19 protein-coding genes, 1 tRNA gene and 1 other RNA gene are annotated in these 23,314 nt (G+C 65.7%); 14 read left to right on the top strand and 7 right to left on the bottom strand.

The features are described from left to right. Nucleotides 1-11: 11 nt before the first annotated feature. Entirely contained in the window at nucleotides 12-917 is a 906-nt protein-coding gene (locus tag K323_RS26195; protein WP_022885901.1) for a helix-turn-helix domain-containing protein, read from the bottom strand. A gap of 166 nt (nucleotides 918-1,083) precedes the next feature. Here K323_RS26195 and K323_RS0113960 point away from each other — a divergent pair, with 166 nt between their 5' ends. From K323_RS0113960 to K323_RS0113945, 4 genes are read left to right on the top strand one after another with little or no spacing between them, the layout of a single operon-like run. Then, nucleotides 1,084-2,031 carry an MBL fold metallo-hydrolase gene (locus K323_RS0113960; protein ID WP_022885900.1) on the top strand — a complete coding sequence of 316 codons (948 nt, stop codon included), beginning with the start codon at nucleotides 1,084-1,086 and terminating at the stop codon, nucleotides 2,029-2,031. 47 nt (nucleotides 2,032-2,078) lie between these two features. After that, on the top strand, nucleotides 2,079-2,642 hold the full coding sequence (locus K323_RS0113955) for a sugar O-acetyltransferase (RefSeq protein ID WP_022885899.1): 564 nt from the start codon (nucleotides 2,079-2,081) through the stop codon (nucleotides 2,640-2,642). Continuing rightward, nucleotides 2,639-3,421: a hypothetical protein gene (locus K323_RS26190; RefSeq protein WP_022885898.1), complete on the top strand. Its 783-nt coding sequence runs from the start codon at nucleotides 2,639-2,641 to the stop codon at nucleotides 3,419-3,421. Before K323_RS0113955 ends, K323_RS26190 begins: the two co-directional genes overlap by 4 nt. A gap of 9 nt (nucleotides 3,422-3,430) precedes the next feature. Further along, nucleotides 3,431-5,254 carry a helicase HerA-like domain-containing protein gene (locus tag K323_RS0113945; RefSeq protein WP_022885897.1) on the top strand — a complete coding sequence of 608 codons (1,824 nt, stop codon included), beginning with the start codon at nucleotides 3,431-3,433 and terminating at the stop codon, nucleotides 5,252-5,254. 93 nt (nucleotides 5,255-5,347) lie between these two features. Here the strand turns inward: K323_RS0113945 and K323_RS0113940 are convergent, their stop codons facing one another. Together K323_RS0113940 and K323_RS0113935 are read right to left on the bottom strand one after the other, a co-directional pair. Further along, nucleotides 5,348-5,938 carry a hypothetical protein gene (locus K323_RS0113940; RefSeq protein ID WP_157509442.1) on the bottom strand — a complete coding sequence of 197 codons (591 nt, stop codon included), beginning with the start codon at nucleotides 5,936-5,938 and terminating at the stop codon, nucleotides 5,348-5,350. Between the two features lie 399 nt (nucleotides 5,939-6,337). Further along, nucleotides 6,338-6,949: a histidine phosphatase family protein gene (locus K323_RS0113935; protein ID WP_022885895.1), complete on the bottom strand. Its 612-nt coding sequence runs from the start codon at nucleotides 6,947-6,949 to the stop codon at nucleotides 6,338-6,340. Between the two features lie 93 nt (nucleotides 6,950-7,042). Between K323_RS0113935 and K323_RS0113930 the strand changes: the two genes are divergently transcribed. Together K323_RS0113930 and K323_RS0113925 are read left to right on the top strand one after the other, a co-directional pair. Further along, nucleotides 7,043-7,288, top strand: a complete 246-nt coding sequence (locus tag K323_RS0113930; protein ID WP_022885894.1) for a putative acetyltransferase — start codon at nucleotides 7,043-7,045, stop codon at nucleotides 7,286-7,288. Between the two features lie 108 nt (nucleotides 7,289-7,396). Continuing rightward, entirely contained in the window at nucleotides 7,397-8,536 is a 1,140-nt protein-coding gene (locus K323_RS0113925; protein ID WP_022885893.1) for a DNA alkylation repair protein, read from the top strand. Between the two features lie 196 nt (nucleotides 8,537-8,732). Here the strand turns inward: K323_RS0113925 and K323_RS0113920 are convergent. The 3 genes from K323_RS0113920 to ffs form a co-directional block, all read right to left on the bottom strand. Next, nucleotides 8,733-8,820, bottom strand: a tRNA-Ser gene (locus K323_RS0113920). 73 nt (nucleotides 8,821-8,893) lie between these two features. Then, nucleotides 8,894-9,547 carry an SDR family oxidoreductase gene (locus tag K323_RS0113915; protein ID WP_022885892.1) on the bottom strand — a complete coding sequence of 218 codons (654 nt, stop codon included), beginning with the start codon at nucleotides 9,545-9,547 and terminating at the stop codon, nucleotides 8,894-8,896. Between the two features lie 88 nt (nucleotides 9,548-9,635). After that, an RNA gene (gene ffs, locus K323_RS29475) (signal recognition particle sRNA small type) lies at nucleotides 9,636-9,732 on the bottom strand. A 119-nt stretch (nucleotides 9,733-9,851) separates the two neighbouring features. On the opposite strand from ffs, the gene K323_RS0113910 reads away from it, so the two are divergent. The 6 genes from K323_RS0113910 to K323_RS0113885 all read left to right on the top strand — a co-directional run bounded on the left by K323_RS0113910 (nucleotide 9,852) and on the right by K323_RS0113885 (nucleotide 20,051). Continuing rightward, on the top strand, nucleotides 9,852-10,487 hold the full coding sequence (locus K323_RS0113910; RefSeq protein WP_022885891.1) for a winged helix-turn-helix domain-containing protein: 636 nt from the start codon (nucleotides 9,852-9,854) through the stop codon (nucleotides 10,485-10,487). Then, nucleotides 10,484-11,920, top strand: a complete 1,437-nt coding sequence (locus K323_RS0113905; RefSeq protein ID WP_022885890.1) for an MFS transporter — start codon at nucleotides 10,484-10,486, stop codon at nucleotides 11,918-11,920. Before K323_RS0113910 ends, K323_RS0113905 begins: the two co-directional genes overlap by 4 nt. A gap of 210 nt (nucleotides 11,921-12,130) precedes the next feature. Continuing rightward, nucleotides 12,131-14,854, top strand: coding sequence for a phosphoketolase family protein (locus K323_RS26185; protein ID WP_022885889.1), 2,724 nt, complete (start codon nucleotides 12,131-12,133; stop codon nucleotides 14,852-14,854). A 175-nt stretch (nucleotides 14,855-15,029) separates the two neighbouring features. Next, entirely contained in the window at nucleotides 15,030-17,219 is a 2,190-nt protein-coding gene (gene pta, locus K323_RS0113895) for a phosphate acetyltransferase (RefSeq protein ID WP_022885888.1), read from the top strand. Beyond that, nucleotides 17,216-18,466, top strand: coding sequence for an acetate/propionate family kinase (locus K323_RS0113890; RefSeq protein WP_022885887.1), 1,251 nt, complete (start codon nucleotides 17,216-17,218; stop codon nucleotides 18,464-18,466). Before pta ends, K323_RS0113890 begins: the two co-directional genes overlap by 4 nt. A gap of 148 nt (nucleotides 18,467-18,614) precedes the next feature. Continuing rightward, entirely contained in the window at nucleotides 18,615-20,051 is a 1,437-nt protein-coding gene (locus K323_RS0113885; RefSeq protein ID WP_022885886.1) for a phytoene desaturase family protein, read from the top strand. 160 nt (nucleotides 20,052-20,211) lie between these two features. Here K323_RS0113885 and K323_RS0113880 read toward each other — a convergent pair whose 3' ends face one another. After that, on the bottom strand, nucleotides 20,212-21,270 hold the full coding sequence (locus K323_RS0113880; RefSeq protein WP_022885885.1) for a LacI family DNA-binding transcriptional regulator: 1,059 nt from the start codon (nucleotides 21,268-21,270) through the stop codon (nucleotides 20,212-20,214). A gap of 206 nt (nucleotides 21,271-21,476) precedes the next feature. Between K323_RS0113880 and K323_RS0113875 the strand changes: the two genes are divergently transcribed. Continuing rightward, complete coding sequence (locus tag K323_RS0113875) at nucleotides 21,477-22,394, top strand: carbohydrate ABC transporter permease (protein ID WP_022885884.1); 918 nt, start codon at nucleotides 21,477-21,479, stop codon at nucleotides 22,392-22,394. Between the two features lie 34 nt (nucleotides 22,395-22,428). Next, entirely contained in the window at nucleotides 22,429-23,310 is an 882-nt protein-coding gene (locus K323_RS0113870) for a carbohydrate ABC transporter permease (protein WP_051147367.1), read from the top strand. Nucleotides 23,311-23,314 lie beyond the last annotated feature (4 nt).

Below are 23,314 nucleotides of genomic sequence, written 5' to 3'. Positions count from 1 at the left end.
ACCACTTCGTTTCAGCGGGCCGTCACGACCGCGTTCTGACGACCGATTTCTTCAGGAGCCGAACCGACGAGCTGCGCCAGGAGCGTCAGCGCCTGCGTCGTCGGCGAACCAGCGGGCGCTGTATGCGTGACGAGGCACTGGTCAGGGTGATCGACTGAGCGCAACGTCTGCTGAGTCAGGGTGAGCGTGCCAACGAGCGGATGCTGCAGTTCGTAGACGGCCGTCGCGCACGGCTGCACGCGGTGGTCAGCCCAGAGCGACGCGAACTCCGTGCTGGCCAGCGTCAGGGAGCCGATCAGCGAGGCGAGCAGGGGATCATCCACGTGTTTGCCCGCAACGAGCCTCAGGTTGCCGACCACGGCTCTGCTCTTCGCACGCCAATCGGCATAGAGGCTGCGGGTCTCCGAATCGAGGAATACCAGCGCCGCCATGTTGGGGCGCGTCGCGGGCGAATGAGCCGAAGCAGGGTCGAGGTGCGAAGCAAGGAGCAGGTGTCCGAGTGGATTCCAGGCCAGGACGTCGCTGCGCCGACTGAGGATGAGGGAGGGAACGTCGCCGAGCGAAGCGAGCAGTTCCCGGAGAGCTGGATCGGCCGTCTCTGCCGGCGGTTTCTTCGGCCTGGACCGGCGACCGGCGGAATCCGCCAGATCCCTGAGGTGCGTTCGCTCGGCGTCGTTGAGATGAAGCGCCGAGGCAATGGCGTCGAGCACCTGGGGTGACGCGTTGCGAGACTGCCCCTGCTCAAGTCGCGTGTAGTAGGAAGAGCTGACGCCGGCGAGCATCGCGAGCTCCTCCCGACGAAGCCCTGGCACGCGACGCCGATCGCCATAGAGCGTGAGGCCTGCGCCCTCTGGCGTGATGCGGGCGCGGCTGGCCTGCAGGAAGTCGCCGAGTGGCCCTGGATCGTTCGAAGTCATGAGACCAGTCTGGCGCCAGGGCCCTCATGATGCCTCCCCCTCGTGAGGGTAGGCACGAACAGGGCTGTCTATCCTCAGCGCGGCGCTCGATGCTGGTCTCTGGGAGCGGCACGGACCGCACAACCAGTCGTTCCACCACTCCTCGCAACCGAAAGAGCCAGAGAACATGAACGCCACCACCATCCCGGCCACAACCGCACCAGTCCTCACGTTCGGCGGCGTGAGCGTCACGCGCGTCGTCGAGAGCGTCGGCAGCATCGGCATGACGCCAGACCAATTCTTCCCAGGAACAGACGCGTCTGTGTGGACCGAGGATGCCGACGCGCTCCGCCCGCACTTCCTCGAGTCCGACGGCGACACCGCGATGGCGAGCACGTCACGCGTCGCGATGCAGACCTGGATCCTCCGGAGCGACGGGAAGACAATCCTTGTCGACGCGGCGATCGGAAACGACAAGGATCGCCCTGACGTGCCGAGCTGGTCGCACCTGCAGACCGACTACCTCGATCACCTCGCCGCGGCCGGCATCGTGCCGGATGATGTCGACGTCGTCGTCAACACTCACCTGCATGCAGACCACGTTGGATGGAACACTCGACTGGTCGACGGGGTCTGGGTCCCGACGTTCCCGAATGCCCAGTACCTCTTCCCGGCCGAGGACCTCGCTTTTTGGGATCCAGCAAATGACAACGCGACGATCATGGGTGCGGGTGCGCACACCGTCTGGGCTGACAGCATCGCCCCGGTTCTCGCCTCCGGTCAAGTCAGGTCGTGGAGCGGCAGCCATCGCATCGACGACGCCTTGACGCTGGAGTCAGCTCCTGGTCACACGCCGGGCGCCTCCATCCTCCGTCTCGTCTCCGGCGACCACGAGGTGCTTTTTGTCGGCGACACTCTGCACAGCCCCGCTCAGTTGCGCGACGTGCACACGTCGAGTTGTTTCGACGAGGACACGGCAACTGCCCACACCACCCGCGACCGGATCTTCTCCGAGGCAGCCGAGAGAGGCCTGTTGATGTTCCCTGCGCACTTCGGCGGACACGGCGGCTTCACGGTGAAGAAGTCAGGTGACTCATTCGCCATCGTCGAGTGGGCGCCTCTCGACGCGATCTGACAGACGACCAGGTGCACCACCGTCTGACATTTGATTGAATGAGCATCATGGAACTCGAAGACCTCTTGCTGGTGCTCAATGCCGGCAAGACCATCACCGGGAACTCACCATTGCATGAGGTCATGCACCGGGTAAGCCAGGATGCCCTGCGCATCACCGGCGAGCTCAACAGCGGATACCGGGAACCGGCGCGGGTGCGGGAGCTGTTGGCTGAGCTCACCGGCAAGCCGGTTGCCGAGTCTGTGACGGTGTTCCCGCCTTTCTACTCCGACTTCGGGAAGAACATCACCCTGGGAGAGCGGATCTTCATCAACTCCGGATGCAAATTTCAGGATCAGGGCGGTGTGGTCATCGGGGACGACTGCCTCATCGGTCACAACACGGTGATGGCCACGCTCAACCATGACCTTTCGCCGATTCGGCGAGCGGATATGCACCCGGCTCCCATCGTCATCGGCCGCAATGTGTGGATCGGATCGAACGCGACCGTTCTCCCGGGCGTGACGATCGGTGATAATTCCGTCGTGGCTGCCGCATCTGTAGTCACGAAAGATGTACCAGAGAATTCCGTTGTTGTGGGCTCTCCTGCGCGAGTGGTGCGCTCGCTGTGAGCGTTGACGCCGAGGCACAGGGTGAGGCATTCCGGCAAGCGGATGCCGCGGGCCGGGCTGCAGGCGTGAGCGTGCGGCAGGCAGACCCGCGCGATATCCCCTCAGCTATCGCCCTGTTCGAACGCACCTGGGGTGCGGGCCGCAGCCCCGACCGCTCCATGCTGCTCGCGCTCGATTACGCCGGCAACACGGTGCTCGTCGCCAGCGCAGACGGCAAGCCGGTCGGCGCGACGCTCGGCTTCCTCGGCTGGACCGAGGGCCTGCACCTGCACTCCCACATGGCCGCCGTCGTGCCGTGGCGCCGCAGCGGGGGAGTGGGCTACGCCCTGAAGCTCTTCCAGCGCGCGGTCTGCCTCGAGCAGGGCGTCACCGAGATCCGCTGGACATTCGACCCCCTCATCCGCCGCAACGCGCACTTCAACCTGATCAAACTCGGCGCGGAGGCCGTGCGTTTCCTTCCCGACTTCTACGGCCGGCTCGACGACGCCATCTCCGGCACCGACCAGAGCGACCGCTTCGAGGTGCGCTGGCGACTCGACTCGCCGCGTGTGCGCCGGGCGCTCGCCGGCCGGCCCCAGCCCGCCTGGAGCGCGCTGGAGAAGTTTCACCTCGACGTCGACTTCGAGCAGCTTCGCGCCGAGAACCCGGCCGCCGCCGCCCGCATCCGTCACGACTCCCGCACCCTCTTCAGTAGTGCATACCGGCGCGGGCTGCACGCCGAGCTGGATTCTGAGAACAACTACGTGCTTACCAGCGACCCTGGCGACGCTCCCGGCTAGGATTCAGCCATGACTCCGAGCGACTCCGCAGATCCGGTAGCAGCAGCACAGGCCGAGGCGCGAGCGGCGCTCGCCGCAGCACAGAAGGCGCAGGCGGAGGCCGAGGCGGCCGTCAAACGGGCTCAGGATGCCGCCGCGGCGGCTGAGAAGACAGCGGAAGAACCGTCGGCCACGAAGCCGGCCGCGGCGTCCGCACAGGCACCGCTCGACGCCACTCACGTCGACACCATCAGGTCGGGATACGCCTTCGACGCCCCCGCGCTCGAGATGGGTGCCCTCGTCAATGGCGAGGCGCAGCCAGACGTGCCGATCCGCATCCCGCTCGCCATGACCAACCGGCACGGCCTCGTGGCCGGTGCGACCGGCACCGGCAAGACTCGCACGCTGCAGGTGCTCGCAGAGCAGCTTTCCAGCCACGGCGTCGCCGTTTTCGCTGCTGACATCAAGGGTGACCTCTCCGGTGTCGCGACCGTCGGACCGTCGAGCCCCAAGCTGCTCGCCCGCACAGAGGGAATCGGCCAGAAATGGGAGGGCGCAGCCTTCCCCACCGAGTACTTCTCGCTCGGTGGTACAGGCAAGGGGGTTCCGATTCGCGCGACCGTCGCCGGTTTCGGCCCCATTCTGCTCTCCAAGGTGCTCGGCCTGAACGACACCCAGGAGTCGAGCCTCGGCCTGGTCTTCCACTACGCGGACAAAGCCGGCCTGCCCCTCCTCGACCTGACCGACCTCCGCGCCGTGCTCAGCTTCCTGATCAGCGAAGAGGGAAAAGACGAACTCACCGGGCTCGGGGGCCTTTCCAGCGCCACGGTCGGCGTCATCCTGCGCGAGCTCATCACGTTTGCAGACCAGGGCGCAGACGTCTTCTTCGGCGAGCCCGAGATCGACACCGCCGAGTTCCTGAAGACCACGCCAGACGGAAAGGGCATCATCAGCCTGCTTGAGGTGCCAGGCGTGCAAGACAAGCCCGCGCTCTACTCGACCTTCCTGATGTGGCTCCTCGCCGACCTGTTCAACGACCTGCCGGAGGTCGGCGACCTGGACAAGCCGAAGCTGGTGTTCTTCTTCGATGAGGCGCACCTGCTGTTCAAGGATGCCTCCAAAGACTTTCTCGCGTCGATCACGCAGACGGTGCGCCTCATCCGTTCGAAGGGTGTCGGCATCTTCTTCGTGACCCAGACGCCGAAGGATGTGCCCGGCGATGTGCTCGCGCAGCTCGGCTCGCGCGTACAGCACCAGTTGCGGGCGTTCACACCGGATGACGCCAAGGCGCTGCGTGCGACGGTGTCGACGTATCCGAACTCGGGTTACGACCTCGAAGAAGTGCTCACCGTGCTGGGAACCGGTGAGGCGATCGTCACCGTCATGAACGAGAAAGGCGCCCCGAGCCCGGTTGCCTGGACCCGGCTGCGGGCACCGCTTGGGTCGATGGCGCCGACTCCGGATGCCGAGATCGATGCGGCCGTCGCCGCCTCACCGTTGCTTGCGAAGTACGGCACGGCCATCGACCGTGATTCGGCGCGCGAGATGCTCGCGGTCAAGCTCGAGGCGGCGAACAACGCCGCTGAGGCCGAGCAGGCTGAGCAGGGGCGTGCCGAAGCGGCCGCCGAACTGGAGAAGCAGGAGGCTGCTTCGGCCAAACAACAGGCTGCAGCAGATAAGAAGGCACAGGCGGAGTACGACCGGTTGATGAAGCGCACGCAGGGCTCGTCTTCTTCACGCACGAAGTCACGGCCGCAGAAGAGCGTTCTCGAACAGGTGCTGGGTTCCTCGGTGACCAGGACGATCCTGACCGGGGTGGTCACCGGGATCTTCGGCACGCGCCGCCGGCGCTAGCGCCGCGATCTTTCCCGCCGGCATCCGTCACCGTTGCGGTTGGCGTCGGCGTTGGCGTTGGCGTCGGCGCGGTTGGCGTTGGCGTTGGCGCGGTCAGCGGCGGGGACGCCGGCGATCGCGTATGCGGCGTTCGAACCAGTACAGCAGTTCGGGGCGTTCGATGCTCAGGTCACGGAGGGTCATCGGCTCGGGAAGCGGGACGACAGGAGCGCCGAGTTCCCTGGCGACCGTGTCCATGGCGGCGCGTGACCAGAACTGGCCGCGCATGCGCAACAGCAGGCTGCCATCTTTGCGCAGGATGAACAATTGCGGGGTGGTGTCGAGGGCGTCGCTTCGGTAGAGCTCGAGAACGACGATGCGGTCGATTTCGCTGACCGGGGTTCTGGCCACGCGCCCGAAATAGCCGCGCTCGACGATCTGGGAGTGGGAGACCCAGATGGCCGTGCGTAAGAACGCCACCAGGGCGATCAGGAACAGCAGGGTGACCACAATCTGGGCAACCAGCACGGCCGGCCAGCTTCCGATCGGAATGCTGAGCCAGTAGAGCACGGCGAACAGGGGCACGAAGAAGGCCAGGAGCGCGAAGGTGGACTGGCGGAACAGATGGCCGTGCGGCCGCAGCTTCGTCTCGCTGCCACTGCCACTGCCACTGCCACTGTCGCTGGCATTGTTGTCGGAGACCATCTCACCCCCCTCGTAGACTTCGGTTATCGGGGAGCCGCCGGCTCGCGTCCGGCCGGAAATGACACCCACGCTGTGTGCTTCTGACGCCGCGCCGGGGTGCGTGGCGGCTTCGTCCGCCGCTTCACAGACACTCATCAGGCGGCGAGCACACTCGATGTCGGCGGCCATCGATGTGCCGGCTGGTGTGCCCGCCGGCTGGAGGTCACGGGGGCGGGCGCGGGGCCGTTGAAGAGCGCGGGGCCGTTGAAGGGCGCACAGCAACGCCGAATGTGTTCCAGCGCTCCCGTGGTCATGGTTCCCCCACTAGTGAGTCTTGCATTCCCAGCGCCTGTATGCCTAGCGCCCTGCCCCATTCTGGGGGAGCCAGGCCGCGATGAGGCGGTCCGGAGAGGTGGTTCGCTACAGGCTCCAGTGCTCGATCGCCGGAGTGCGCTTGTCCCAGCCGAGGCTGCAGACCGCCGCGGTGCCGAGTAGGAAGTGCTTACCCTCCGTGGGGGGCAGCTCCAGCCAGCGGGCGGCAAGAATGCGCAGAAAATGGCCGTGCGCGACCAGCAGCACATTAGCGATGCCGCCGTTCTTCACCCGGGAGACGATTCGATCTGCGCGGGCGGCGACGTCGTCGATTGTTTCCCCGTTCGGCACGCCCTGGCTCCAGATCAGATACCCAGGGTCTTCCGTGCGGATGTCGGCGCTCCGCCGGCCCTCATAGTCGCCGTAGTCCCATTCGTGGGCGTCTTCGGTCACCTCCGCGTCTGGGTAGCCGGCCAGTTCGGCGGTGCGCCTGGCACGCACAAGTGGCGATGTCAGAACCAGGCCGAAGTCGAGGTCGGCGAGCTTGGGTGCGGCGTCGATGGCCTGCTGCTCACCCTTTGCGGTGAGTGGCAAGTCGGTGAGACCGGTGTACTGCCCGCTCTTCGACCACTCGGTTTCGCCGTGGCGCAGAAGCCAGAGTCGGGGCAGGGCGTGCAGGTTCGAGCCAGAGGAGTTGTCCGCTGGTGTGGCGAAAGTCATGGATGTCTCGCAATCTTCACGGTGAATCACTTCACGTCGACCTTACGTGGAAGGCTACTGCAGGCTGCAGCTGGCAGCGGCGTACCCTGAAGTGTGACCCCTCGAACGGATGCCGCCCGCTTCATCTCAGAGACCGCCGTCGGCACCCGCGTGGTGGTGCGCACCACGATCGATGACGGGTACACGGATGCGCTGGGCTACCTGCGATCCCGCGACGACACCGCGTGTGTCGTCGAGACGAGGCACGGCCTGGTCACGCTCGCCCTCGACGATGTGGTTGCGGCCAAAGAGGTGCCGCCGCCCCCGGCACGCCGTGCCCCTCGGCATCCGCTGGGCTGAATCTAGGTGCACTTCTGCCTGCCTGTGCCAGCGCTCGTTCGGTTGCACGATGATGGATGATGGCAACGTCTCTTCAGCCACCAACGCCCCGAGAACAGAAGGTCTCCCATGCCGTTTGCCGATGACCTCATCGGACTCCGCACCGTCCAGGCGCTGACCACCGCCATCAATTCGGCCGCTCCGGGTGCGCCGCTTGATGCGCTCCGGGCCGCGCCCGATCTGCTCACTCCACTGTCGTTGCGCGAGCGCAGTGACCTGCTGCGCGATGCGCTTCTTGCGGATCTTCCCGGCGACTATGCCTCCTTTGCGCGAACGATGCGCGCAGCCCGCGACGGCGCGGTCTCGTTCAGCGGCTGGCTGATCTGGCCGGTGACGAGCGCGATTTCGCAGAAGGCAGTCGCGGAAACGGGCACCTCCCAAGAAACGGATGCCGCCTTCGACGATGCGCTCCTCCTCCTCTCCGAACTCACGTCGCGACTGACCTCGGAGTTTGCCATTCGCACGCTTCTCAGCCATGATCCAGGCCGATCGCTGGCGAAGATTCGCGGCTGGACGACCTCTGATGACGAGCACGTCCGCCGCCTCGCGTCGGAGGGAACACGCGCCTACCTTCCGTGGTCGAGGCGTGTGCCGGCGCTTCTCACTCGACCGAATGCGACCCTGCCGATCGTGAACGCGCTGTACCGCGACGACAGTGAATATGTGCGCCGCTCCGTAGCCAACCACCTGAACGACCTCAGCCGGGACAACGCCGACATCGTGCTGGAAACGGCCGCAGCGTGGCTGGCGGAGCCCGACGAGAACACCGCGTGGGTTGTCAAACACGGCCTCCGCACCCTGATCAAGAGGGGCCACCCGGCGGCACTGGCCCTGATGGGATTTGTGCCGGTCACCGGCATCCGTGTCGTCGGTCCGACGCTCACGCCGACGGAGGTTCCCTTCGGCGGCGCGGTGCGCTTCGTTTCGGCCGTGACGAACACCGGTTCGGAGCCGGCGGCGCTCGCCATCGACTACATCGTGCACCACACCAAGGCGAACGGCGTTCAAAGTGGCAAGACCTTCAAGCTGACGACCACCACGCTCGAGCCGGGTGGTCGTCACGACATCGATCGCAGCCACTCGTTCCGTGCGATCACCACCCGTCGGTACTACCCGGGGGCGCATGCCATCGAATTGCAGGTCAATGGGGTGGTGCTCGGGCGTGCCGAGTTCATTCTGCTGCCGGCGGACGGTCAGTCGCCAGGCTGAGGCCGTTCGGGTGAGCGGCCGCGTGCTCGAGCTGCACCTGCGCGCACTCCGGCCTTCCGCGGCGGTGCGGCGGTGCGAGAATATCTGGATGGAGAATGGGGGACCCCGTCGTTCGGGCTCCGCCCTCACTCCTCCTCGAATCGCCGTGTTCCAGTTAACGAGTAAGCGCCCGACCTTCGGCCGGGCGCTTACTCGTTGGCGGAGAATGGGGGATTCGAACCCCCGAGGGCTTGCACCCAACACGCTTTCCAAGCGTGCGCCATAGGCCACTAGGCGAATTCTCCTGGCGAACCGGAACGCACGAAGCGAAACCGGCCACAGAGAAGCTTACCCCACGAATTTGGTGGCTTATCTTCGTCAGTACCGAAGGGCTGCGAGAGCGTCCTTGACCGATTCCTCGCCGCTGACGGCCTCGAACTGCGCCCGGATTCCGTACCCGTCGACCAGCGCAGACGCGATGATCGCCGCGACATCCGCGCGCGGAATCGAACCCCGCCCCGTCGACTCCGCGAGCCGCACGCGTCCGGTTGGGGCGTCATCCGTCAACCCGCCAGGGCGCACGATCGTCCAGTCGAGGTCGCGACCGCGCACGTCGGCATCCGCCTCGCTCTTGGCTCGCAGGTAGACCTGGAAGACGTCGTCGGAATCCGGGTCGAAGTCGTCGGTTGCAATCGCCGAAATGAGCACATAGCGACGGATGCCGGCACGAACGGCGGCATCAGCGAGCAGAATCGCCCCGTCGCGGTCGACCGTGTTCTTGCGCTCAGCGGTGCTGCCGGGGCCGGCGCCAGCGGCGAAGACCACGGCATCCACCCCGGCGAGGTCGGTGGCGAGCGCGTCGGCATCCGTGGTTTCGAGGTCGACGACGGCAGGAATGCCGCCGGCGACGAGCACGTCGGCACCGTGCTCTGGGTTGCGAATCAGCGCGATGGCCTCGTGGCCCGCGTCGGCGAGCAGTTTCTCGAGGTGCAGGGCGATCTTGCCGTGGCCTCCGGCGATGGCGACTCTCATGTGGACCTCCGGGCTATTGTTGCTGGCTGGTCTTCCAGTCAACGCGTTCCCGGTCGGCGATACAAGCGAAAGCGGGAGGTTCAGGCATAAAAAAGACTCCTCGCGCACCCGCCAGAGCCCGGTTACCCTTGCTACGTTTCCGTCCTGGGGGAGTTGGCCTGGATGGCGCCACGCGAGGAGCCTCAGCCATTCTAATCGAAGTCGGCGGGAGGCGCAGTTCAGGGGCGGCGGAACGGGCAATTGCACGAGAAGCATTGCACAAGAGCCATTGCGCAACAGTTCTTGTGGAACTACGCTGGCGGGTATGAACGAGCAGAATTCATCGGACGGGCACCGCGAGGCAGACGGGGCGAGGCAGACGAATGCACCGGCACCGGTCTCGGCATCCGCCATCGCCCTCACCAGTGCCAAGCAGATGCGCGCGCTTGCCCACCCATTGCGCATGAGTGTGCTGGGCGAACTGCGCATCAACGGCCCGCGCACCGTCGGTGGTCTCTCCGAGGTCTTCGACGAGGCACCGGGAACCCTCAGCTACCACCTCGGCAAACTCGCCGAGTTCGGGTTCGTGGAGGAAGTGCCGGAGCTCGCCGCCGACCGCCGCGAACGCTGGTGGCGTGCCGCCCACCAGTTCACGAACATCGCGCCAGACCCGAACGCACCGCCGGCCGAGCGACAAGCCCTCTCCGTGGTGCGGCACCAGGTGATCGACGGCTACGCGTCCACACTGCACCGCGCTGTCGAGGCCGAGTCGACGCTCCCGAAGGAATGGGCACAACCGTCTGGTTCATCTGATATCGCGGCCTTCCTCACCCGGGAGGAATTCGCCGAGGCGGGGGAAGAACTGCAGGCCGTGCTCCAGAAGTGGTATGACCGCAGCGACAAGAATCGCGACGGCGCCGAGGCCGTGCAACTGATCACTCACGCGGTGCGCATGCCATGAGCGCGCGAACAGACGCACCAACAGAAAGCAGACCGGGCGGCACGCTGGGTGGCAAACGAGGTGAGCCGACACGCGCGCCTTCGCAGGCGGACGCGCGCCGCGGCATCCGTCGTCTTCTCCCGCTGATCGGTTTGCTCTCTGCGCAGGGTCTCTCGCTCGCCGGCAACGCGATCACCATGATCGTCGTACCGCTCTATGTGCTGTACGACACCGGCTCGGTGCTTCTGACCGGCGTCGCCGGCGTGTTTGCAACCGTGCCGGTCATCGTCGGAGGGGCGCTCGGCGGTGTGCTGGTCGACCGGGTCGGCTTCCGCCGTGCGGGCATCATCGCCGACCTGGCCAGCGGCGCGACGGTGCTCGCCATCCCCATCCTCGCCGCGACAACCGGCCTGCCGTTCTGGGGGCTACTCGCGCTCGTCTTCCTCAGCGGGCTCCTCGACACCCCCGGCGATACGGCGAAGACGTCACTGCTGCCCGACCTCGTCGAAACCTCCGGAGTGCGAATGTCGCGCGCGACCGGCGCCCAGTCGGCAATCTCCCGCAGCGCCATGATGGTCGGTGCGTCGGTTGCCGCCGTCGCCGTTGTCTGGCTTGGACCCCTCAATGCGATGCTGCTCGACGCCGCGACCTTTGCCGTGTCTGCCGCGCTGCTGTGGGCATTCGTACCGCGGTCATCAGTGCCGCAGGCGACGGATGCCGCGGCCTCGTCGGATTCGCCGGTCACTGCCGTTGAGACTCCGGACGGAACCATACCGGTCGACACCGTTCCTGTCGACACCGTGCCGGCGGGGTTCTGGCGGGAATTGGCCGACGGCATCCGTTTCATGGTCTCGAAGCCGCTGATTCGCAATGCCGTGTTGATGATCGTCATCACGAACTCGTTCGACGCCGCGGCGATGACCGTGCTGAAGCCCGTCTATGCCCGCACGATCAGTCCCGACGGCGCCCTGTTCGGTGTGATGGTGGCGTTCTTCGCATTCGGAGCCCTCACCGGCGCTGCGCTGTACGGCTGGTTCGGTCACCGCCTGCCGCGCCGCGCGACGCTGGTCGTCTGCTTCTTCCTGGCGGGCCCGCCACCCTATTTCGCGATGGCGTTCGACCTGCCGGTTCCGCTGTTGCTGACGGTCTTCGCGGTGGCCGGGCTCTCCGCCGGGTCGATCAATCCTCTGCTGTCGGTTGTGCTCTACGAGCAGATACCGCGCGGCATGCGGGCGCGCGTGCTCGGAGCCCTCACCACCGGTGTCTCGGCCGGGATGCCGATCGGCAGCTTCTTCGGCGGGCTCGCCGTCGCCCAGGCCGGACTGGTGCCCACGCTGCTCGTGGTCGGAACGACGTATGCCATCGTGTCGCTGGCGCCGCTCACCGGCGGATCCTGGCGCGAACTCGACGCCCCGCGCGGTTCCGCCGCCGTCCCCGAGCCCGTTGCGGCCTGACGGCTCGGTGTCGGCACCCGAAAATGCTCGGGCACCCGAACGTGCTCCGGCACCCGAACGTGCTCCGGCACCCGAAATTGCTCTGGGCACCCACAATTGCGGGTGCCCAGAGCATTTTTGGGTGCCCCGGCGTCGCACCTGGCTCTGGCCAGGACGGCGACACCCGGCCTAGTGTGGGAATCGCACGTGGTTATCCCGAGGGAGGCACGAATGAGCGACACGACAGCGACCGATGCGACTGCGACCGATGCGACTGCGACCGGAACGACAACGGCCGGCACGAAAGTGAGCGACACGACAGTGACCGATGCGACTGCGACAGGAACGACAACGGCCGGTACGTCCGAAACGAACAGCACGGCCTGGCCGAAGCGCGACGCACCCCCGCTCAGCGACAATGCCATCGCCCAGATCGACGCCTGGTGGCGGGCAGCGAACTACCTCTCCATCGGGCAGATCTACCTGCTCGATAATCCGCTGTTGCGCGAGCCGCTTACCCGCGAGCACATCAAGCCGCGCCTCCTCGGCCACTGGGGCACAACCCCCGGCCTCAACTTCGTCTACGCGCACCTCAACCGTGCCATCCGCGAGCGCCAGATCAGCACTCTGTACATCGCCGGTCCCGGCCACGGCGGACCGGGAATGGTCGCCAACGCCTGGCTCGACGGCACATACAGTGAGATCTATTCCGACATCGACCAGACCGTCGACGGCATGCAGAAACTGTTTCGGCAGTTCTCGTTTCCGGGCGGCATCCCGAGCCATGCCGCTCCGGAGACACCCGGTTCGATTCACGAGGGCGGCGAGCTCGGTTACGCACTCAGCCATGCCTACGGAGCAGCCTTCGACAACCCAGACCTGCTGGTCGCAGCGGTGGTCGGAGACGGCGAGGCCGAGACCGGCCCGCTCGCCACCAGCTGGCACTCCAACAAGTTCATCGACCCGTTGCACGACGGCGTCGTGCTCCCGATCCTGCACCTGAACGGCTACAAGATCGCCAACCCAACGGTGCTCGCCCGCATCCCGGAGGAAGACCTCCTCGACCTCATGTGGGGCTATGGCTACAAGCCGCACCTCGTCTCCGGCGGATTCGACGGCGAAGACCCGATCCTCGTTCACCAGCGCATGGCCGAGACCCTCGACGAGGTACTCGACGAGATCGCCGCCATCAAGAAGCAAGCACACAAGCAAGCGCAGAAGCAGGCGACGGATGCTGCGGGCGCGGCCAACGAGGCAGACCCGGCCACCACAGACCCGGCCGCCGAAGACCCACTGGAGCAGGACGCCGAGCGCCCCCGCTGGCCGATGATCATCCTGCGCACCCCGAAAGGCTGGACCTGCCCGGCCGAGATCGACGGCCTGCCGGTGGAGAACACCTGGCGGGCCCACCAGGTTCCGCTCGCCAACGCACGCGACACCGAGGAGCACACCCGCATCCTCGAGGACTGGATGAAGTCCTACCGGCCGGAGGTGCTCTTCGACGAGGCCGGCGCCCCGGTCGACCAGATCGCGAGCCTCGCTCCCGACGGCGACCTGCGCATGAGCGCCACCCCGCATGCGAACGGCGGGTTGTTGCGCCGCGACCTGCGACTGCCCGACTTTCGCGACTATGCCGTTGACGTTCCGTCGCCTGGCGCATCGACCGCCGAGGCGACGAAGGTGCTCGGCGAGTGGCTGGCCGACGTCATCCGTGACAACCCAGACAATTTCCGCATCTTCGGGCCGGATGAGACGGCTTCGAACCGTCTCGCGCCGGCGGTGTACGAGTACACCGGTAAGCAGTGGGGCGCCGAGATCCTGCCGGTCGACGAGCATCTGGTGCGGGCCGGGCGGGTGATGGAGATGCTCTCTGAGCATCAGTGCGAGGGCTGGCTCGAGGGCTACCTGCTCACCGGTCGGCACGGCCTGTTCAACTGCTACGAGGCGTTCATTCACATCATCGATTCGATGTTCAACCAACACGCCAAGTGGCTGGAGGCGTCGCAGCGCATTCCGTGGCGGCGCCCGGTCGCCAGCCTCAACTACCTGCTCTCCAGCCACGTCTGGCGGCAGGATCACAACGGTTTCAGCCACCAGGACCCCGGTTTCATCGACCATGTCATGAACAAGAAGGCCTCTGTCGTTCGGGTCTACCTGCCACCGGACGCCAACACCCTCCTCTCCACCTACGACCACTGCCTGCGTTCCGTCGACTACGTGAACGTGGTGGTCGCGGGCAAACAGCCGGCGGCGAACTGGCTCACCATGGACGAGGCCGTTGCTCACTGCACGCGCGGCATCGGCATCTGGGAGTGGGCGGGAACAGAGACGCCGGGCACCGAGCCGGATGTTGTACTCGGCTGCGCGGGAGACGTACCGACTCTCGAGACGCTCGCCGCGGCATCCATTCTGCGCTCTGAACTTCCTGATCTGTCTGTGCGGGTTGTGAACGTGGTCGACCTGATGCGCATGCAGGACTCGCGCGAGCATCCGCACGGCCTGGGCGACCCGGAGTTCGACACCATCTTCACCACAGACAAGCCGGTGATCTTCGCCTATCACGGCTATCCATGGCTGATTCACCGGCTGACGTATCGGCGCAACGGCCACGACAACCTGCACGTGCGCGGGTATAAGGAGAACGGCACAACGACGACCCCGTTCGACATGGTGATGCTGAACGATCTCGACCGGTACAGCCTGGTCATCGACGTGATCGACCGGGTGCCAGGCCTCGCCGCCGGCGCAGCAGGCCTGAGGCAACGGATGCAGGACGCCCGCCTGCACGCGCGACAGTACACCAGGGAGCACGGGGTTGATATCCCCGAGGTGGCGGAGTGGTCGTGGGATGGCAGCGGTGGTGGCGGCGGTGTCTCGCAGGAAGACGCCCAGGAGGCAGTCGGGGTTGCCGGCGGCGCGAGCGCGGGTGACGACACCGGCGCCGACAACGCCTGACCGGCCCAGCCCGCCCACACCTCACTCCTGGGCACCCGAAAATGCCGCTGGCACCCACAATTTCGGGTGCCGGCAGCATGATCGGGTGCCCAGGAGTCGGCTTGCCAGCTGGAGGCGGAGCGGCAACTCCGCTTTCGGGCCGGATTCCCAGCCGCAATGCGATTGAATGGAACCTGTGTCGAAGAGCATCTACATCACATCCGCAGAGGGAAACACCGGCAAATCGACGATTGCCCTCGGGGTGCTCGACACGCTCTCGCACTCGGTGCAGCGGGTCGGCGTTTTCCGGCCGATCGCCCGGTCAACCGTCGAACGCGACTATGTGGTCGAATTGCTGCTGCAGCACGACACCGTCGAACTGGGCTATGACGACTGCATCGGCGTCACGTACGACGATGTGCGCGAGGATGCCGACGCCGCGCTCTCCCTCATCGTGCAGCGCTACAAGGCGGTCGAAGAGCAATGCGACGCCGTTGTCATCCTTGGGTCTGATTTCACCGACGTCGGAAGCCCGACCGAGCTCAGCTTCAACGCCCGCATCGCTGCCAACCTCGGCGCACCGGTGCTGCTCGTGCTCGGCGGCCGCTCCGGCCAGGGGTCGGGTGAACGTTTGGGGCAGGCCGACGCCCGCACCCCACACCAGATGCGTGACATCGCCGATCTCTCCATTGCCGAGCTGACGCACGCCCACGCCACAATACTGGCGGTGATCGCCAACCGAACGGATGCCGACAAACTTGACGAGATCACGGCGGCGATCGAGGCGGTCGAGCCTGGAGTCCCGGTCTGGGCCATTCCAGAAGACCCCTACCTCGTGGCGCCCAGCATGCAGTCGATCATGGATGCCACCGGCGGCGAACTGATCAAGGGGGAGCCAGCGCAGCTCGCCCGCGAGGCACTCGGCGTCGTTGTCGCCGGCATGAGCATGGTCAACGTGCTGCCGCGGCTGATCGAGGGCGCTGTGCTCGTTGTCGCCGGCGACCGCACGGAGGTTCTGCTTGCCGCCATGATGGCGCAGAGTTCCGGAACCTTCCCGTCGATCGCCGGCATTGTGCTGAACGGCGGGTTCGACCTGCCAGAGCCGATCGAGCAGCTGCTCGACGGGCTTCCGCAGGCGCTTCCGATCATTCGCACGAAGTTCGGAACCTACGACACCATCGTGGCGATCACGCGCACCCGCGGGCGTCTCGCGGCCGACTCCCAACGTAAGTACGACGCTGCGCTGGCGCTCTTCGAACAGCACGTCGACGCATCCACTCTTCTCGAACGCCTGAACGTCGCAACGACGACCGTGATGACGCCGCTGATGTTCGAGTACATGCTGCTGGAGCGGGCGCGCTCGAATCGGCGGCATGTGGTGTTGCCGGAGGGTGACGACGACCGCATCCTGCGCGCTGCGCACACCCTGCTGGCGCGTGAAGTCGCCCAGCTCACGATTCTCGGTGAGACGTTCGAGGTGCGCTCGCGGGCCATCGAGCTCGGGCTCGATATCTCGAAGGCCGACGTGCTCTCCCCGCACGACCCCGTGCTGGTGATGCGATTCGCCGAGGAGTATGCGCGGTTGCGTGCCCACAAGGGTGTGACGCTGGAGCAGGCTCGCGAGATCGTGACCGACGTGTCGTACTTCGGAACCATGATGGTGCACCTCGGCCTGGCCGACGGCATGGTGTCCGGCGCCATGCACACCACGGCGCACACGATTCGGCCCGGGTTCGAGATCATCAAGACGAAGCCGGATGTCTCTGTCGTCTCATCGGTCTTCCTGATGGCGCTCGAAGACCGGGTGCTGGTCTACGGCGACTGTGCGATCATTCCAGACCCTGATGCGTCGCAGCTGGCCGACATCGCGATCTCTTCGACGGCGACGGCCGAGCAGTTCGACATCGAGCCGCGGGTGGCGATGCTGTCGTATTCCACCGGCGAGTCAGGCACGGGGGCGGATGTCGACAAGGTGCGCGAGGCAACCGCGCTGGTGCGTTCACGTCGGCCAGACCTGCCCGTCGACGGACCGATTCAGTACGACGCGGCGGCGGATGCCGCGGTCGCGGCCTCGAAACTGCCCACCTCAGAGGTGGCCGGCCGTGCCACCGTCTTCATATTCCCGGATTTGAATACAGGCAACAACACCTATAAAGCTGTGCAGCGATCCGCCGGTGCGGTGGCGATCGGCCCGGTGCTGCAGGGCCTGAAGAAGCCGATCAACGACCTGTCGCGGGGCGCATTGGTGCAGGACATCGTGAACACGGTGGCGATCACGGCGATCCAGGCAGCGGCGGAGCCGGAATCGGTGGGTGTTGGCGCCGTGGCCGGGCCGGCCGTTGTCGGGGACGCCGTGGCTGCATCGGTCGGGGGCGCCGCCTCGTGACCGCTGTTCTGGTGGTGAACTCCGGTTCGTCGTCATTCAAGTACCAGTTGATCGAGATGGACACCGAACAGATACTGGCCAGTGGCCTGATCGAGCGAATCGGTGAGAGCACGGGCGCATCGTCGCACACTGTCTATTCGCCCGCTGTCGAGGCCGAGGCCGAGGCCGAAGCTGATGCCGATTCGGCCGGCGAGACGTCAGAAGCTGAGTTCACGCGCGAGTTGCCGATCCCAGACCACACGGCGGGATTCGCGATCATGCTCGAGGCGTTCGCCGAGCACGGACCGTCACTTGACGAGCATCCGCCTGTCGCCGTCGGGCATCGTGTTGTGCACGGGGGAGCCCGGTTCTACGAGCCGACCCTCGTGACGAAGCAGGTTGAGAAGGATATTGACGAGTTGTCGGAGCTCGCTCCGCTGCATAATCCGGGGGCGTTGCAGGGCATCAAGGCGGCCGAAGAGGCCTTTCCCGATGTGCCGCACGTGGCGATCTTCGACACGGCGTTCCACCAGACGCTGCCGCCGGAGGCGTTCACTTATGCGATCAACGCCGACCTGGCCGAGCGATTTCGGGTGCGCAGATATGGATTCCACGGCACGTCGCACCGGTATGTGGCCAATGCCGGCGCCGAGTTCCTAGGGCGACCGGTTGGGGAGCTGAATCAGATCGTGGTGCACCTCGGCAATGGTGCGTCGGTGACCGCGGTGCGCGGTGGTGAGTCGGTTGAAACGAGCATGGGGATGACGCCGCTCGAGGGGCTGGTGATGGGCACGCGTTCTGGCGATATCGACGCGGGGGTGTTGTTCCACCTGCATCGCAAGGCCGGCCTGGGTGTCGAGGAGTTGGACGAGTTGCTCAATAAGGGCAGCGGGATGCTGGGGCTTGCCGGGCGCGGTGATATGCGGGATGTGATCGAGGCGGCGCAGGCGGGGGATGGGCCGTCCCAGCTGGCCCTCGACGTGTATCTGCACCGGCTGAAGGGGTATGTCGGCAATTATTATGCGCAGCTCGGGCGACTCGATGTGATTTCGTTCACCGCGGGAGTCGGTGAGAACAACGCGCTGGTACGGGAGCGGTCGCTGGCTGGGCTCGAGGAGCTCGGCATTCGGATTGACCCGGCACGCAACGAGGCGTCGTCGCGCTCGACGCGCGTGATTTCTGCGGATGACTCGCGGGTGACCGTACTCGTGGTGCCCACAGACGAAGAACTCGAGATCGCTCGGCAGACGCTCTCGCTCGTCAAGTAGTAAGTTCGTTGCGCTGGTATTTTTCGTTGGCCCCGGAGCGAGCGCCATTTCGCTGACTCGGTGCGGCTGATTCGGAGCGGCAGATTCGGAGGCGGATGTCGACACCGTATCCATCCGCTCACGCTCCTAGCGCCGTAGGCTGGACAACGTGGTAGATGTCGCGATCGTCGGGAGCGGTCCGAACGGACTTGCCGCGGCGGTTGTCATGGCCCGCGCCGGGCTCAGCGTGCAGGTTTTCGAGGCCGCAGACACCATCGGCGGCGGCGCCCGCACCCTTGAGCTGACAGAACCGGGCTACCGGCACGACTGGGGTTCCGCCGTGCAGGCGATGGCTTTCGCGTCACCGTTCTTCCAGCACTTCGGCATCACCGAACGTGTCGAGTTCATTGTCCCTGAGATCTCCTATGGCCAGCCCCTCGACGGTGGCCGCGCGGGCATCGCGTGGCGCGACATCGAGCGCACGGCGGAGGGCCTCGGTCGCGACGGCGCCGCCTGGCTCCGCCTCCTGAAACCGCTGGTCGAAGACGCGAGGCGGGTGACCGAATTCACGATGTCGCCGATGTTGCCGCTGCCGCGGCATCCGTTCACCGCACTTCGTTATGGCCTGCGCGCGCTCGAACAGGGTTCCTTCCTGGCGAACGCGCGCTTCTCGGGAGACCTCGCGCCGGCGTTGCTGGCCGGCGCCTTCGCACACTCGATCGGTCGCATTCCGTCGCTCGGCACGGCATCTGCGGGGCTCTTGCTGGCCACTCTCGCTCACGACGGTGGCTGGCCGATTCCGGTGGGCGGGTCGCAGGCGATGACGGATGCGATGGTGTCAGACCTGCAGGCACACGGCGGCACGGTCGAGACGGGTCATCGCATCTTCTCGGTCGATGAGTTGCCCCAGGCGCGCGCGGTCTTCTTCGACACCTCGGCGGGCCAGTTGCTGGACATTGCGGGCGGCCGGCTGGCGCCGGGCTACCGCCGTGCGCTCGGGCGTTTCCGGTACGGGAATGCGGCGTCGAAGGTCGACTTCGCGTTGTCGGGTCCGGTGCCGTGGGCGAATGAAGACCTGCGCGCGGCCGGCACGATTCACGTCGGGGGAACGCGAGCCGAGGTGGCAGCGGGTGAAGCCGCTGTGGCCGGCGGCCGGTACCCGGAACTGCCGTACGTTCTGGCGTCGCAGCCGACGGTGTTCGACCCGTCGCGGGCGCCTGCCGGTGGCCACACACTGTGGACCTACACGCATGTGCCGGCAGGGTCGGACCGCGACATGACGGAGCCGGTCACGGCCCAGATCGAGCGGTTTGCGCCGGGGTTCCGTGACGTGATCGTGGCGAGCAGCGCACTGCCGGCAACGGCGATCGAACGCGGCAATCCTAATTTCGTCGGGGGCGACATCGCCGGGGGAGCAGCTGACTTCCTGCAGCTGATCGTGCGGCCGGTACTGTCGTCGAAGCCGTGGCGCTCGGCGCCTGGCCTCTACCTCTGCTCGGCGTCTGCGGTGCCGGGCCCCGGTGTGCACGGGCTCGGCGGCTACCAGGCCGCCCGTCTGGCGCTGCGCGAGGTGTTCGGGTTGCCGCTGCCGTCGCTCGCGCCGTAGGCGCTGCCCTTTCGCGAGGAGCCGCACCCATTCCGTTGTGCGCACAATCGGTGGACTCCGCTCGGAGTCAGCGCCTGTGGAGGAGCGGAGGGCCGGGCAGATGAGGGGCCCACAGTCAGCGGTGCCGACCATCTACGCGTGGTCAACTATCGACGCGTGGTCACCGCACGGATGCCGGAGGCGCGGTGCTTTCCCGCACGACCAGTCTCGTCGGCACAATTGTCGTACCGGTTTCGTGAGCGGTGGTCTCGATCTCGTGCAACAGCGCAGTGATGCAGAGCCGGCCGACTTCACTGAAGTCCTGATGCACGGTTGTCAGCGGCGGCCAGAATGAGCTCGACTCCTCGGTATCGTCGAAGCCGACGACGCTCACCGATCGAGGTACGGGCCGACCCAGTTCGTGTAAAGCCCGCATCACTCCGAGAGCCATCTGGTCATTGGCGGCGAAGATCGCCGTGACGTCGGGCTGCGCGCCAAGTGTCAACCCGTGCTGGTAACCGGACTCGGCGGACCAGTCACCGTAGAGGATCTCGGGCGTCGGCGCGCCCGCGTCGTTCAGGGTTGTTCGCCAGGATTCAGTGCGCCTGATCGCCGAGAACGACGATCGGGGCCCCGCGATGTGCCAGACCGACCGGTGTCCGAGTTTCAACAGGTGTTCCGTCGCGAGGCGGGCGCCCTGCGCCTGGTCGGCGTCGACGACGGTGTACCGGGAACCCGCATCGGAATCGACGATGACGACGGGCATTCCATCGGGGAGCGTGATGTCGGCCCTGTCGAGAATGTGCGCCTCGATGATGATGACGATGCCATCGACAGCCTGCTCGCTCAACCGCGAGAATGCGCCGGCCACTTCTCCCTGCGTCGGCAGAGCGACGGGAATGAGCGTGATCGAATAGCCGGCCTGGGCGGATGCTGTGGCGATGGCATCGAGCGTGCGCATATTTCCGAAGGTCGACAGCGTGAACATGATCACGCCGATCGACCTGAAGCGGCCGGTCTTCAGTGCGCGGGCAGCGCTGTTCGGCCGGTAGCCGAGCAACTGCATCGCCGCTATCACCCGGTCGCGCGTTGCGGCATCGACGTTGTTCTGTCCGTTCGAGACCCGGGAGACCGTCTGGGACGAGACGCCGGCCTCGCGCGCGACATCGGCCATCGAAGGTCCACGGGAGGCGCGTCGCGTCGGCGCGTCAATGTTCTGCCCGGTCGACGAGATCGTCATCGGCAACTCCTCTGGTACTGATCGGTCGGCTGTCCAGGCCGGGCGAAGAACCGCTGCTCGGCATTCGACTCACTTTGTCAGCTTGACGTGGTCCAGTCGAGGTGGCAGGGTTTATCGCGCAATCATGTTTACGTAAACACGCTAGCATTACCGCAGACGATGTTTACGCAAACATCCCGTGTGCCACGCCGATCCGGAAAGTAGTGATGACGACGCTGTCCCTCTCTGCCAAGACTGGCGCTCCTGCACCCAGGCGCCAGCGCAAGCGCGACTGGTCGGGCTGGAAGTTCGTCGGACCGTTCATGGTGGTCTTCGCGCTGGTGTTGATCGCGCCCGTGATCTATTCGATCTACCTCAGCCTCTTCAAGGACCAGCTCATCGGAGGCAACAGCTTCGTCGGTCTGGCGAACTACGGGCAGGCGCTGTCCGATCCCAAGTTCTGGGAATCCATCGGCCGGGTATCGCTCTTCCTCGTCGTGCAGGTGCCGATCATGCTGGCGCTCGCCCTCTTCGCCGCGCTCGCCATCGACAGCGCCAGGCTGCACCTGTCGTCGTTCTACCGCATCGCGATCTTTCTGCCGTACGCGGTGCCGGCCGTGGTCGCGGCGCTGATGTGGGGCTTCATGTACGGAACCCGTTTCGGCCTGGTCGGCAATGTCAACGACTTCTTCGGCATCGACATCCCATCGCCGCTCTCGAACAGCTGGATCCTCGCCTCCATCGGCAACATCGTCACCTGGGAGTTTGTGGGCTACAACATGCTCCTCTTCTATGCGGCGCTGCGCGTCATCCCGGCCGACCTGTATGAAGCAGCCGACCTCGACGGCGCCGGCACCTTCCGCGTCATTCGGAGCATCAAACTCCCCGCGTTGCGTCCCGCGATCGTGATCGGAACGATCTTCTCCATCATCGGCAGCTTCCAGCTCTTCAATGAACCGAACATCCTGCAATCCCTCGCGCCGAACTCGATCAGTACCTACTTCACACCCAACATGTACGCGTACAACCTGTCGTTCGCCGGCCAGCAATACAACTACTCGGCGACCATCGCCATCATCGTCGGACTGTTGACCGCCGCCATCGCCTATGCCGTGCAGATCTCCGGATCCAGAAAGGAGGTGTGAGATGGCACTCGAACAAGCCGTCAAAGCCTCGCGGATGTCGCGCTACACGCGATCGCGCTCGGGTGGGGCATTGCAGAAGCGCAAGTCTCTGGTGCTCACGATCGTCATGACGCTGCTGCTGGTCTACAGTCTCCTGCCGCTGTTCTGGCTCCTGGTCAGCTCGACGAAGACGCAGCCGGAACTGTTGAGCTCCTTCGGGCTCTGGTTCAGCGGAGAGTTCTCACTGTTCGACAACATCGCACAGACACTGAGTTATGGCGACGGAGAGTTCGTGCGCTGGTTCGGCAACACCGTCCTGTACGTCGTGGTGGGAGCCGGCGGAGCAACCCTGCTCGCTGCACTCGGCGGATACGGACTGGCGAAGTTCAACTTCCCCGGCAAGCGTGCCGTCTTCGCCGTCGTGCTGGGAGCTGTCGCCATCCCGGGCACAGCTCTCGCGGTACCGACGTTCCTCATGTTCAGCCAGCTCGGCCTGACGAACACGCCGTGGGCCATTATCCTGCCGTCGCTGATCAGCCCGTTCGGCTTGTACCTGATCTGGACATACGCGATGGACGCCGTACCGACGGAAGTGCTGGAAGCAGCACGCATGGACGGGGCAGGTGAAATGCGCACCTTCTTCACCATCTCTCTGCGACTGCTCGGACCGGGCCTCGTCACCGTGCTCCTCTTCACGATCGTGGCCACGTGGAACAACTACTTCCTGCCGTTGATCATGCTCAGTGAGCCGACCTGGTACCCGTTGACGGTCGGGCTCAATCAGTGGAACTCGCAGGCGCAGACCGTTGGAGGCGACCCCATCTACAACCTCGTGGTGACCGGCTCGCTCCTGACGGTCGTTCCCATCGTGATCGCTTTTCTCTTCCTGCAGCGGTACTGGCAGTCCGGGCTGGCCGCGGGGAGCGTCAAAGCGTGACAGG

Source organism: Glaciibacter superstes DSM 21135 (assembly GCF_000421145.1).
Taxonomy (GTDB): Bacteria; Actinomycetota; Actinomycetes; order Actinomycetales; family Microbacteriaceae; genus Cryobacterium; species Cryobacterium superstes.
Note: the sequence above shows the minus strand (reverse complement) of the source record. Positions and strands in the feature narration are given on the sequence as shown.